10 protein-coding genes are annotated in these 12,821 nt (G+C 67.8%); 4 read left to right on the top strand and 6 right to left on the bottom strand.

The window, feature by feature from the left end:
- Positions 1–263: hypothetical protein (locus MBA17_RS48640; RefSeq protein ID WP_238502877.1), on the top strand; the 263-nt coding region annotated here is incomplete at its 5' end.
- Between the two features lie 30 nt (positions 264–293).
- Here MBA17_RS48640 and MBA17_RS48635 read toward each other — a convergent pair.
- The 6 genes from MBA17_RS48635 to MBA17_RS48610 all read right to left on the bottom strand — a co-directional run bounded on the left by MBA17_RS48635 (position 294) and on the right by MBA17_RS48610 (position 7,838).
- Positions 294–1,364, bottom strand: coding sequence for an SGNH/GDSL hydrolase family protein (locus MBA17_RS48635; protein WP_238505770.1), 1,071 nt, complete (start codon positions 1,362–1,364; stop codon positions 294–296).
- A 244-nt stretch (positions 1,365–1,608) separates the two neighbouring features.
- Positions 1,609–3,858: an FAD-dependent oxidoreductase gene (locus MBA17_RS48630; protein ID WP_238505769.1), complete on the bottom strand. Its 2,250-nt coding sequence runs from the start codon at positions 3,856–3,858 to the stop codon at positions 1,609–1,611.
- A gap of 36 nt (positions 3,859–3,894) precedes the next feature.
- A complete protein-coding gene (locus MBA17_RS48625; RefSeq protein ID WP_238505768.1) occupies positions 3,895–4,752 on the bottom strand; it encodes a carbohydrate ABC transporter permease in 858 nt (285 codons plus the stop codon).
- Positions 4,749–5,696, bottom strand: a complete 948-nt coding sequence (locus MBA17_RS48620; RefSeq protein WP_238505767.1) for a carbohydrate ABC transporter permease — start codon at positions 5,694–5,696, stop codon at positions 4,749–4,751. Before MBA17_RS48620 ends, MBA17_RS48625 begins: the two co-directional genes overlap by 4 nt.
- Positions 5,693–7,012 carry an ABC transporter substrate-binding protein gene (locus tag MBA17_RS48615; protein ID WP_238505766.1) on the bottom strand — a complete coding sequence of 440 codons (1,320 nt, stop codon included), beginning with the start codon at positions 7,010–7,012 and terminating at the stop codon, positions 5,693–5,695. The genes MBA17_RS48620 and MBA17_RS48615 overlap by 4 nt, the downstream gene beginning before the upstream one ends.
- Before the next feature lie 64 nt (positions 7,013–7,076).
- Positions 7,077–7,838 carry an IclR family transcriptional regulator gene (locus tag MBA17_RS48610; RefSeq protein ID WP_238505765.1) on the bottom strand — a complete coding sequence of 254 codons (762 nt, stop codon included), beginning with the start codon at positions 7,836–7,838 and terminating at the stop codon, positions 7,077–7,079.
- An 89-nt stretch (positions 7,839–7,927) separates the two neighbouring features.
- On the opposite strand from MBA17_RS48610, the gene MBA17_RS48605 reads away from it, so the two are divergent.
- The 3 genes from MBA17_RS48605 to MBA17_RS48595 all read left to right on the top strand — a co-directional run bounded on the left by MBA17_RS48605 (position 7,928) and on the right by MBA17_RS48595 (position 12,464).
- Positions 7,928–8,629: a FadR/GntR family transcriptional regulator gene (locus MBA17_RS48605; protein WP_238505764.1), complete on the top strand. Its 702-nt coding sequence runs from the start codon at positions 7,928–7,930 to the stop codon at positions 8,627–8,629.
- A 118-nt stretch (positions 8,630–8,747) separates the two neighbouring features.
- Positions 8,748–10,211, top strand: coding sequence for a sulfatase family protein (locus tag MBA17_RS48600; RefSeq protein WP_238505763.1), 1,464 nt, complete (start codon positions 8,748–8,750; stop codon positions 10,209–10,211).
- 78 nt (positions 10,212–10,289) lie between these two features.
- On the top strand, positions 10,290–12,464 hold the full coding sequence (locus MBA17_RS48595) for an alpha-galactosidase (RefSeq protein ID WP_238505762.1): 2,175 nt from the start codon (positions 10,290–10,292) through the stop codon (positions 12,462–12,464).
- Positions 12,465–12,821: the final 357 nt, after the last annotated feature.

Below are 12,821 nucleotides of genomic sequence, written 5' to 3'. Positions count from 1 at the left end.
TGTACTGGAACTACCAGGCCGAGACCGGCACCAGGAACCGGTCGACCAAGCTGACCATCCGCAGCATCCCGAAGAGCGTGTTCGGCGACCGGATCCGGGTGGAGGCCTGGCTGGTCGACGCGACCAACAACAACTACAACCACAACAAGACCACGACGTTCGCCCGGAACGCGATCTTCAGCATGGACCGTCCCGCCGAGTTCAACCGCGTACTCTCCCTCACCAAGAACGCGGTGGGCCTGCTCCGCATCACCCCGGCCTAGTGCCGCGTCAGACCACTGGGACTGTACGGTTCACTCACTCCCGATTGGACGTGACCGTCGCTGCCGCCGTCCGGTGGCTTGGCGGTTCGGGTGGAGGTGTGCGCGTACGAGCGGTGTGATCGAGGTGGCCATGTGGGCGTAGCCGTCCGCGTTCGGGTGCAGGCCGTCCGGCAGTAGGTACTCCTGGGCCGGTCCGAACACGTCGAGCCCGTCGATCAGGTGAACATCCGCGTCGCCGTGTTCGCGCAGCAGGCGCACGGCCTCGGCGATGTCGGCACGCATCTCGGCCAGGCTCATTCCGGTCTGCCCGGTCTGCTCCTCGCGGCTGGGTGAGAAGATCGGCGACATGACCAGGATGGGCACCCGGGGCTGGCCGTCCCGGATGGTACTGACGAATCCCAGGACCGCGGGCAGGAACGAGCGCTTGGTGAACGTGCCGGCGCCGTAGACGTTGACGCCGAGGCAGGTGATGATCACCTCGGCGGGACGGTCCCGGATCAAGCGTGCGACCATCGGGTCCAGGTGGCACTCACCGTCGAATCCGAGACAGGTCAGATCCAGGCCGAGGCTACGCGCGACCAGGGCGGGCCAGGTTCGCGACGGCGATGCGGCCGCGCGGCACTGGGTGATCGAGCTGCCGTAGGTGATGAGCCGCGGGCGAGGCGTGGCCGGTGTCGCCCATAGTCGCGCCGACTCGTCGACGGCCAGCTCCACCAGCCGGAAATCGCCGCCCTGCGGTAACCAGATTTCCATGATCTTGTCGCCGGGCGGCAGTTCGGCGAAGTGAAAGGATCCGTCCGAGGCTACGGGTGCGTCGACGAGCGTCCCGTGCACCACGAGGTCGACCGGGCCGACGCCGTCGGCGGACAGGCATCGCCCCCGCAGCACGGTCGCGTCGGTGCCGAACGTGATCCTGACACCCGCCTGCGCCTGGGCATGGCCTTGCAGCCGCCGGCCGGGGAAGAGGCGAAGCCGGCTGCGGGGCAGCCGCCAGCCTCGCGACCAGCCCGCCGTGTGCTCGACCTCGATCGCACCGGCCCAGGTGAGGACCGTATCGCTCGCCCGGATCGACCGCAGAGCCTTGCTGGGGAAGATGTTCATCGACAGACCTGCCAAGTGGTGAAAGCGTCATGAGCTGCCCGGATGTGATACTGCCGGGGAGCGTGACCGATGCGGACGTCGCTTCGCTGCTCTACGCGGCCTGGCACGACCGTCACGAACGGATGCGGGGTGGCTCGTTCTGCCCCCGGCCTGACGCCGGGCCCGGCGTCAGGCCGGCGAGCGTCCGTACCGTTGTCGAAGGCATTCGGGGTCGTTCGTGGCTGGACGGTCTCGATGGTCGATGTCACGCGTACACGCGAAGGGAGATCACGTGTGCGGATGGGGCGCCGTTGGTGGCGGTGAGACGTAGCCGTACCGCGGTGGTGGTCACCGCCTCGGTCAGGTCGTGGACGCGGTGGCGGCGGCGGTTGCCGGTCTCGATGCGCCGCTCGACCCAGTCGCCGTCAGAACCGGCGGTTTCGATGACGTAGTCGCGGACCAGGGTGGGCATCTCGCGGCCGGGGGTGCGGTGGTGGTGCAGGTTGATGAGGTCTTCATGGACGTCGTCGTCGAAGATCACGTCGATTCGGCGCACCATGGTCGGCTGCGGCCAGTCCAGTCGCAGCCACGGCTCGTCGTCGGCCGGGTCGGAGCACCACATGTGTGGGCCGCTGCCATAGGCCCGTTGGTAGCCGTCGAGCACCCGGGCGGGCGCGAGCGCTTCGGTGTCGGGGCTGAGCCGGATCGCCGGTGCGCGGCGGTGCAGCGGGATCGACCGCCAGGCCAGCACCTGCTGCGATCCGAGCGGCATCTGGTCGTCCGGTGAGCGTTTGCCCGGCTGGTTGATCAGTGCCAGCACGCCCGGGACCGTGTTGTCCGCCAGGTGCACGGTCACACCCGGAACGCTGCGCAGGACGACGATGACCGGCAGGCCCTCGGGAAGCTTGATCGGCCGGCCGGCCAGGACGAAGCTCACCCACTGCGGCCGGCCGCCGGCGACGGTGGCGGTCGCTGACGCCAGTTGCCGAGCCGGTACGTAGTTTTGGCCGCGGTCGCCGACGCATACCTCGACGGTCACCTCGCCGTCGCCACTGAGCAGCAGCGACACCGATTCCAGCAGCGGCCCGGCCGGTATCACGACGGCGATGTCGCTGGTCAGCTCCTGGGTCTCACCGTTGGGCCGCAACGCCGGCGACCGGATGTACGACGACGCGGTCACGGACGCGGTGGCGGCCAGGTCGGCAGGGTCGTGCGCGGCCAGGCCGACGATCGAGCCGTCCTGCCGCAGCAGTGTCTGTACCAGGTCGCTGCTGTGACGCTCGCTCAGCTCTCGCGGGCTGAGCCGGCGCTGGACGCACAACGCAGCGGCGGTGCCGGCGGCCTCCCCGAGGGTGCCGCACGTCGCCATCACCCGGGTGGAGCCGAACGCGACGTGGCTGGCGGAAATGTCGCGGCCTGCCATCAGCATGTTGGCGCAGTTCACGGAGTAGAGGCTGCGGTACGGGACGTGGTACACGCCGGTGGAGTACAGGTGCTTCGAGCCGGCTTCGGTGGCGTACATGCCGCCGGGCGGGTGCAGGTCGATCGACCAGCCACCGAAGGCGACCCGGTCGTCGAACTCGACCTGGTCGATGATGTCGTGCTGGGTGAGAGTATGGTCTCCGACGAACCGGCGGTACTCCCGTTTGCCGGGCAAGGCACCGACCCATTCCAGGCTCATCGTGTCGGCGTCGAACTTCCCCGAGTTCTTGATGTGATCCCAAATGCCGTAGATCACCGACCATAGCTCGTCGCGGATGCGGTCGTTGTCGTGCACCGTGTCCAGCTCGCCGCCCCACTCGATCCACCAGTATGCGCAGCCGTTGTCGCCGGCCCGGATGATCCGATGTTCGGGGATCGGCGTGGCGGTGATGTCCTTGGCGAAGCTCGGCGGCACATACTGCGTCGGTTCGCCGACGTCCTTTGTGTAGAACAACAGCGTGCTGCCGAGGGTGATGTCGTCGGCGACCTCGGGCGCCCACGGCTCGCCGTACTCCGAGCGGGCCTCCCGGCCGATCCGGTACCTCGCCTCGGCGAGGTGGCCCACCAGGCCGTCGCCGGTGCAGTCGAGGTACAGCGGGCTGTCGAACCGGATCAGCCGCTCCGAGCCCATCATCCAGCCGGTCACCGAGTCGATGCGGCGGGCGTCGTCGGGGCCGCTGGCGGCGACCTCGCGGACGTCGGTGTTGAGGAACAGCGTGATGTTCGGCTCGGCGCGGACCGCGTCGAGCACCACCAGATCCCAGTAGTACGGGTTGCCTTCCGGGTTGCGGTACTGATTTTCGACCAGCAGTTCCCCCATGACACCGCCTTCGCGGGCGAAGTGGTGCACGCCGTGGCCGGTGGCGCCGCACACCCACACCCGTACCTCGCTGCTGGAGTTGCCACCCAGCACCGGTCGGTTGGTGGCCAGCGCAACGCGGTGGCCGAGGCGCGCGGCGGCGACTGCCGCGCACACCCCGGCGAGCCCGCCGCCGACGACCGTGATGTCCGAGGTCACGACCTCGTGTCGCATGAGCTGTCCTATCTGGCTGCGGTGGTTTCGGTGGCTTTACTTGATCCCGGAGTGAGCGAGCGCTTCCACGAACTGGCGCTGGAAGATCACGAACGCCGCGGCGACCGGTACCAGTGCCGACACCGCCGCGGCCATCGCGAGGCCGGCGGAGATGCCGCCTTCAGAGTCTGCGAAGGTGGTCAGGCCCAGCGGGATGGTGAAGTTGCTCGGGGTGGTCAGCATCACCAGCGGGGTCTCGTAGTCGTTCCAGGTGCTGACGAAGCTGATGATGGCCAGTGCCGCCAGCATCGGCCGCATGAGCGGCAGGTACACCCGCCAGAACACCTGCCATTCGTTGGCGCCGTCGATCCGGCCGGCCTCGCCGAGCGCGTCCGGTGCCGCGGCGAATGCCTGCCGCAGCAGGAACGTGCCGTACACAGTGAACACACCCGGCAGGATCAAGGCCCACAGCGTGTCGTAAAGGCCGAGCTGCTGGAAGAACATGAACCGCGGGACGAGCAACAGTTGCGCTGGAATGATCGCCGTCGCGAGGTACAGCAGGAAGATCTTGTTCCGGCCGCGGAACTTCAGCCGCGCGAACGCGTAGCCGGCCATCGCCGACGTCGTCAGGTCTCCCAGCACGCCGGTCAGCGTCACGATCAGCGAGTTGACGTAGTAGGTGACCATCGACTTCTCGCCGATCCACACTTCGGCGTAGTTCGCCCAGTGCACCGGGTCGGGGATCCACCTGATGGGTAGCGTGAACACGTCGATGTTGCGTTTGAGTGACGACGACAGCATCCATAGGAACGGCACCACGAACAGCACCGCCAGGGCCCACGCCAGCAGCGAGGCGCCCAGATTGCCGCCGCGGCGCCGCCATCGGCGCGTACCGGCCGTCTGCAGAGTGCTCACGTGTACAGCCCTCGTCCCTTTTGGAACCGCCAGAAGAATGCCGTCAGCAGCAGGACCCCGACGAAACTGATCATGCCTACGGCGGCGGCGTAGCCGAACCGGTAGAACTGGAACCCTTGCTGGTACATGTAGTACGACAGGGTTGTCGTCGATTCGCCCGGTCCGCCCTGGGTCAGGAACGCGATCAGACCGAAGCCCTGCGACTGGCCGATCGTCATCGTGATCGCCAGGAAAGTGGTGGTGGGCATCAGCGCCGGCCAGGTCACCGTGGTGAATCGCCGGAACGCGCCGGCGCCGTCTATCGCCGCCGCCTCGTACAGGTCGACCGGCACGGCTTGCAGCGCCGACAGATAGATGACGGCGTTATAGCCGACGGCCGACCATACTGCGATCATCACCAGCGATGGCAGTCCCCACGTCTGGGAGACCAGCCAGTCCGGTGGGGTGTCGGCGCCGAGCGCCCGCAGCCCGGCGTTGACCGGACCGCTGTCGGGGTTGAGCAGCAGCAGCCACACAAGGCCGATCGCGACCGAGGTCACCACGTGTGGCAGGAAGAACAACACCCGGAGGAGGGTGCGGCCGGCGATGTCGCGATTGAGCAGCAGTGCCAGGCCCAGCCCGCCCATCATGGACGCTGAAACCCCGATGCTCGCGTAGAGCAGGGTGCGGCCGACAGCTCCCCACAGCGCGCCGTCCCCGAGCGCCTCCGCGAAGTTCGCCAGACCGACGAAGGTGATGCCGGCGTAGCCGGACACCACGTTCCAGCTGGTGAACGCGATGGCGATCGCTGTCAGCAGCGGCAGCAGCGTGAAACTCAGGAAGCCGACCAGGTTCGGGGCGAGGAACAGCCAGCCGACGTGGCCCGACTGGCCGGCCACCCTCCGCCGCTTGCGGGTGTCACCGGTCCGCCCGTCAGCGCCTGCCGGGAAGGTGCCGGCGCTCACCCCGCCGCCTTGATGGCGTCGTCGGCCTCCTTGGTCGCCTGCGTCACCATTTGGTCGACCGTGATCTGGCCGAGCAGTACCTGGTCGTAGAGCTTCTTGTAGATGGTGTCGACCTGGTTGGACGCCGTGGTGATGGTGTCGATAGGGAACTTGTACTCGGTCCCGAAGATCACCTTCTCGAACGACGCGACATCGTACAGCTTGTCGCGCTCCGGGCCGAGCAGGTCCGCGATCGTCTGGGACCGCTTGCTCGGGTCGAGGATCGACGGCAGCCGGCCGCCCTTGGTCATGAGGTTGCTGTTGTTCATCCAGAACTTCACGAACGTCCACGCCGTGTCCTGCTGCTTGGACTTGGCGCTGATCGAGATGTGGTCACCAATCGGGCCGTCGTTCCAGAACTCCTGGCCCTTGACGGGTACGGGGTTCGGCAGGGCGCGGACCTTGAAGCCGTGCGGGAACTCCTCTAGGTCGCTGATGTAGCGCAGTACGAACACCTGCGCCGGCAGCAGCGCCACCCGGCCGGTCAGCAACGGCCCGTGGCTGAAGGTCTGCAGCTTCTCGGAGATGATCGTCCGCCGCGGCAGCGCACTGCCTTCCTCCTGCATCGCCAGGGCGAGTTCGAAGTATTGCCGCCACACCGGATCGCTGAACGACGAGGACTTGCCATCCTCGCTGTAGTAGTAGTCCGGGCCCAGCGTGTACCGGTGGATCGGCGGCGCGCTGAACGTCCCGAACACCGTGCCGGCCTTGCTGAGCTTCTTTGCCACCTCGCGGTACTCGTTGATGTCCCAGCCGTCGGGGATGGTGACGCCGGCCTCTGACAGCATCGTGTCGTTGGCGAAGATCAACGTCGGCGCCTTCTGCGCCGGCACAGAGTAGAGCTTTCCGTCGTACACCAGGTTCGCCGCTGGGGACACGTCCGCCCCGAACTGCGCCAGATCGGAGTCGTTCTTGACCCGGTCGGTGAGGTCGACGGTCAGCCCCGCCTGGACCCGCTTGCCGAGGGTCGGGTTGTCGTACGAGAAGAACACGTCGATCGGCACGCCACCCTGCAGCGATGTGTCGAGCTTGAGTTTGCCCTGGTCGTCGTTGACGTACCGGGTGTAGGTGACCTTGATGTCGGGGTATTGCTTCTGGAATGCCTCGATCATGGCGTTCGGGCCGCTCTCGGCCGGCACGCCGCCCCACACGTTGAGGACTCCGCCGGTTGTGGAGGTACTGCCGCCGTCCTTGCCGCAGGCGGCGAGGACGGCGATGCCGGCGGCGCCAGCGGCCGCTTTCAGGACGGTACGCCGGGAGAAGGGTGTGCCGATCACATCAGGCTCCTTTTACGGGAGATGCGTTTGGGTGGGAGGGAATTGGGCGGGCCTCGGGATGGCTTCAACGCGCGGCGAGTGCGGCTTCGACGGTGCGGCGGGCATCGTGTAGCCACAGTCGCAGGGTTGCCGGGTCGGCGATGCGGACGTCGCCGGTGAGCGCGAGGGCCACCGGGTGGTCCTCGTCGGTCTTGACGGGGATCGCGGCGCCGACCATGCCGGCGAACCCCCATTCCGGCAACACGAGCACGTCGTGCTCGACATTGACGCGGGCGAAGGCGAGGACATCCTCCTCGGTCGCCGGTACCGCCGCGGTGCCGGGCCAACCGTACCGATGGCGAGATTGCCGGAGGATCTCCAGCGCCTCGTCTTCGGGCAGGTCGACCAGCATCCGCAGACCGGGGGCCGAGAGGTGGACCGGGAAGCCCGCCCCGAAGTCGACGGTGCCGATGTCGCCGCCGGTTCTCAGGAAATAGATCATCTCGCCGCGCCACAGGACACACAGCGTGGCGTCGAGCCCAGGGTGGGCGGAGGCGATCGCCTCCATTGCCGCCCGCGGCTTGCGGATCAGCGGAAACCAGGTGGTCGCGGACATCAGCGATAGCACCCCAAAGTCCGGCGCGAACCGCCGGTCCGAGGTCTTGCGGACATATCCCACCTGCGTCAGCGTCGCGAGTATTCGGGACACCGAGCTCTGGTGCACCCCGATTCGCCGGGCGATCTCCGTGGCGGTCAGCGGTGAGCCCTCGTCCACGAGCTCCCGCAGCACGTGCAGCCCTCGGGCAAGGGCCGAAGTGTTTGACGATTCGACAAGCGTACGACGCATGGGAGGGAACGTATCGTGCGTTACGTGCATGAACAATAGATTACGGCGCGTTATTGAAGAGCTATAAGCTAGCTGCTAGCTTATAGGACATGCAGCCAGTGCACGGGGAAACGTTCCGGGTGGCGCAGCAACGGCTGCGCGAGTACATCGATGATCACGGCCTGCGTCCGGGGGACCCCCTGCCCTCAGAGGCGAAGCTCGCGGAGGGTCTTGGGATCAGCCGGATCTCGCTACGCGAAGCGACGCGCAGCCTGCAGGCGCTTGGCGTGATCAATGCGGTCTCCGGGCGGGGACTGTTCGTGAGTGAGTTCTCGTTCCGGCCGATCCTGGAGCAGCTTCCGTACCAGATCGCCATCGGCGGCGCATCGTTGTATGAGGTGCTTGTCGTGCGCGAGGCGCTCGAAGTCGGCCTCATCGAGATGGTCTCCAAGTGCCTGACGCCGGCTGACCTCGAGGACCTGACGGGCCTCGCCGACGAGATGGAGCGCAGGGAACTGGCCGGCGAGCCACTCGGCGACCTCGACAAGGCGTTCCACGAGCGGCTCTATCAGCCACTCGGCAACGGCTTGGTGTCGTCGCTCATCGACCTCTTCTGGGAGCTCTTCCACAGGCTGTTCGACTCGCTTCCCGGCGAACCGGGCCATCCCGCACGCGTGCACAAGGACATCGTCGCGGCGCTTGGCGCCGGTGAGGGGATGTCCGATGCGATGGTCGCCCACTTCAGCTACATCCGTCATCGGCTTGAGCCGCTGGCGTCCTCCCATCATGACCAGAATGGTGACCCCCGCTGACCGTCTCCAGCCCTTGGCTTCAGGTAGGGAACATGGAAATGGTCCAGCAACTCACCCCGCGGCCTGAACGGGCCGAGAGGTGGGAGTTCAGCGACGCCCCCTCGAGAGATGACCACTGATGCCGGCGACCAAGCGTCCGAACATTCTCTGGCTCTGTGCCGACCAGCAGCGCTTCGACACCTTGGGCTGCTACGACAATCCGTTCGTCAAGACGCCGAACCTGGACCGGTTAGCCGACGGGGGCGTGGTGTTCGATCACGCCTACGCACAGAGTCCCGTGTGCACCCCGTCGCGGGCGAGCTTCCTGACCGGCCGCTACCCGCGCACCACCCGCACCCGCCAGAACGGTCAGTCCATCCCGGCCGACGAGAGGCTTCTCCCCCGAGTCCTCGCCGATGCCGGTTACACCTGCGGGCTGGTCGGGAAGCTACACCTCCGGGCCGCCCACCCTCACCCGCATCGTCCGGTGGAAAGCCGCATCGACGATGGCTACAGCTGGTTCAGCTGGTCGCACCAGCCGCCGCCGAACGCCGCGCAGGCGGCGATGGACTGGCCGACCAATGCGTACAGCAACTGGCTGCGCGCCCGAGGTATATCGTTCGCGCGGCAGGCCCATCCGGACACCGAGCACGTCCAGATCGGTATGGAAGAGCAGCACCAGCACACGACCTGGTGCGCGGAGACCGCCACGGAGTTCGTCGAGACGATGGCCGGCTTCCCGCAGCCGTGGCTGCTGTCGGTCAACTTCTACGACCCGCACCACCCGTTCGACCCACCCAAGGACCTGCTCGAGCGCTATCTCGACCGGCTGGACGACATTCCGCTACCACGTTTCCGGCCTGGCGAGCTCGACAACAAGCCACTGCTCCAGCAGGAGCACTACGCCGGCGGACACAGCGCCGCGCGCACCTTCGTCCATTCCGAAATGAGCGAACGAGAGCACCGGGTGATCCGCGCCGCGTACTGGGCGTTGATCGACATGCTCGACCGGCAGATCGGCCGTATTCTCGACGCGCTGGAGCGCACGGGGCAGCGCGAGGACACGATCGTCATTTTCCACGCCGACCACGGCGAAATGCTCGGTGACCATGGCATCTACCTCAAGGGCCCGTACTTCTACGACCCGGCCGTGCGCGTTCCGCTCATCCTGAACTGGCCACGTCGACTGCCGTCCGGACGACGGGTAGGCGGCCTGGTCGAGCTCGTCGACGTGGCCCCGACCCTGCTGGAGGCGGTGGGCGCGGACCCGGAGCCCGGCATCCAGGGCCGATCACTGATGCCGTTGATCGACAACAAGGTCGCCGAGCACCGCGACGACGTGTACTGCGAGTTCTACAACGCCGGCGGCCAGCGAACGTACGCGACCATGGTCCGTTCGGAAAGGCACAAGATCGTCGCATACCACGGCAGCGGCGACGGTGTCCGCGGCGAGCTGTACGACCTCGACGACGACCCAGGCGAGCACGTCAACCGGTGGGACGACCCGGAATACCTGACGACCAAGACAGACATGCTGCAACGAATGACCGACCGCATGGCGATGACCGCCGACCCCCTGCCTGTACGAGACGACGTCTGGTAATCGCAGCCACGGGACTGACGGTGCACTGTCGTCCGCCCCCCGCAGCACGCTGCGGTCGACCAGGCAACGGTGAGAGAGATGAGCAACGACATGGCCGCAGCGGTGATGGATATCGACGGGCTGATGCACTTATGCGCCGGTGGCGTCTCGGTGATCGTCGACACCCGGGACGGTGGCCTGCCACGGATCGTGTACTGGGGCGCGGACCTCGGTGACCTCGACCGCGACAACCTGCCGGCGCTGGCCGCGGCCTCCATCCCGCCGATCGTGCGCGGACCTGTCGACTCGGTCGTCCCCGTCGCGGTGCTGCCCGAACAGTCCGCCGGTTGGCTCGGTACGCCGGGGCTGTCGGGGCATCGCGACGGGCGGGACTTTTCGGCGAAGTTCACTGTGACCGGGGTTGAGTTCGAGGAGGTGCCGGGCCCGGTAGAGCACCGGCTGATGGTCAGCGCCGAGGACCCGAACGCCCGGCTGGGCCTGCAGATCGAGCTTGAGCTGACCACGTCCGGCCTGCTGCGGCTGCGTGCCGTGCTGACCAACGACGATCCCGAGCGGACGTACACCCTGGACGGCTTGGTGCTCGCGCTGCCGGTGCCGGCCCAGGCCCGGGAGATCCTGGACTTCTCCGGCCGGCATCTGAGAGAACGCTCGCCGCAGCGGCACGAGTTCACTCTCGGCACCCACCAGCGGGACAACCGCCGGGGGAGGACGGGGTTGGACGCGACGCCGTTGCTGCTCGCGGGGACACCGGCGTTCTCGTTCGAGAGCGGCGAGGTCTGGGGGCTGCACGTCGCGTGGAGCGGCAACCACCGGACATTGGCCGAGCGTACCCCCGACGGGTACAGCCTGCTCGGCGGCGGGGAACTGCTGCTGCCCGGCGAGGGCACGCTCGGCCCGGGCGAGTCGTACATGTCGCCGTGGGTCTTCGGCGGCTGGGGACGTGGCCTCAACGATCTGTCCGCCCGGTTCCACGAGTACCTGCGGGCCCGCCCGCAGCACCCGTCCGCCCACCGCCCCGTGGTGCTCAACACCTGGGAGGCCGTCTACTTCGACCAGGACATCGCGGTGCTGACCGAGCTCGCCGACCTCGCCGCCGAGGTGGGTGTGCAGCGGTTCGTGCTGGACGACGGATGGTTCCGGCACCGCCGTGACGACCGTGCCGGCCTGGGCGACTGGTACGTCGACGAGCAGGTGTGGCCAGGCGGGCTGCACGCCTTCGTCGACCACCTCCGTGTGCTCGGCATGCAGTTCGGCCTGTGGTTCGAGCCCGAGATGGTCAATGTGGACTCGGACGTGGCCCGCGCACATCCGGAGTGGATCCTCTCCGCCGGGTACCGGCTGCCGCCGGAGGCCCGCCACCAGCAGGTGCTCGACCTGGCCAATCCGGACGCGTTCGCGTACATCCTGGCGCGGATGGACGCGCTCGTCACCGAGTACCGCATCGACTACATCAAGTGGGACCACAACCGGGACCTGGTCGAGCCGGGGCGGACGGCGCATGGCCGGGCCGGGGTGCGCGAGCAGACCTTGGCGGTGTACCGGCTGATCGACACCCTCAAGGCCAGGCACCCCGGGCTGGAAATCGAATCGTGTGCGTCCGGAGGAGGCCGGGCGGACCTCGGCATCCTCGACCGGACCGACCGCGTCTGGGCCAGCGACTGCATCGACGCACTCGAACGGCAGCAGATCGAGCGGTGGACCGGGCTGCTGCTGCCCCCCGAGCTGATCGGCTCGCACGTCGGGTCCCCGTCCGTGCACACCACCAGGCGTACCCAAGTCCTCGCCTTCCGCGCCGGCACCGCGCTCTTCGGCCATCTCGGCATCGAGTGGGATCTGCGGTCCGCTTCACCCGCCGACCGGGCCGCCCTCGCCGAGTGGGTACGGCTGTACCAGCGGCACCAGGTACTGCTCCACACCGGAAGGGTCGTTAGGGTCGACCACCCCGACCCCGCCGTCCACGTGCACGGCGTCGTCGCCCCCGACCGATCCGAGGCGCTGTTCACCGTGGCCGCCGTCGCCACCTCGGAACTCACCCGCACGGGGCTGGTCCGCATCCCGGGGCTCGACCCGGACGCGGGCTACCGGATCACGCCGCTGGACCTCACTGCGGACGTCGCGGCATTCGTCGGACGTGCCTGCCCGCCATGGTGGACCGGCGGCACCACGCTGCCCGGCCGGGTGCTCGCCGAGCACGGAGTGCAGTTCCCGCCGCTCTTCCCTGAACGGCTCACCCTCGTCCACCTCGTCCAGTAAGCACAGTGACCGTCCACAGAGGACCCAGCGCGGGCTCTGTTCGTGGGGTGATGGAGAGCTCGCCAGCACGTGCCTCGGGGATGTGCCGAAGCTCGATCCGCCGTCCCGCCGACCAGTAGGAGGTATCGCACGTGAAGCCGAGACAAGGAACCGGCCGGAGTCACCGACGGTTGTCGTCCGCCGTGGCTGCCGCGCCTTTCGCAACCGCCAGGGAGCAGATATGGTAACCCGCCGGCTACTGCGCGCACTGATTCGACCGATGGTGGTCGCGCTGATGGCCGCCACCGCCTTGGTGGCGGGCGGCGGGGCCCCCCCCGCCCCCGCCCCCGGGGTGCCCCCACCACGCCACTTGCTCCG

This window comes from Dolomitihabitans soli (genome assembly GCF_022213955.1).
GTDB lineage: Bacteria > Actinomycetota > Actinomycetes > Streptosporangiales > Streptosporangiaceae > Streptosporangium_A > Streptosporangium_A soli.
This window is presented reverse-complemented; position numbering and strand designations above follow the sequence as displayed.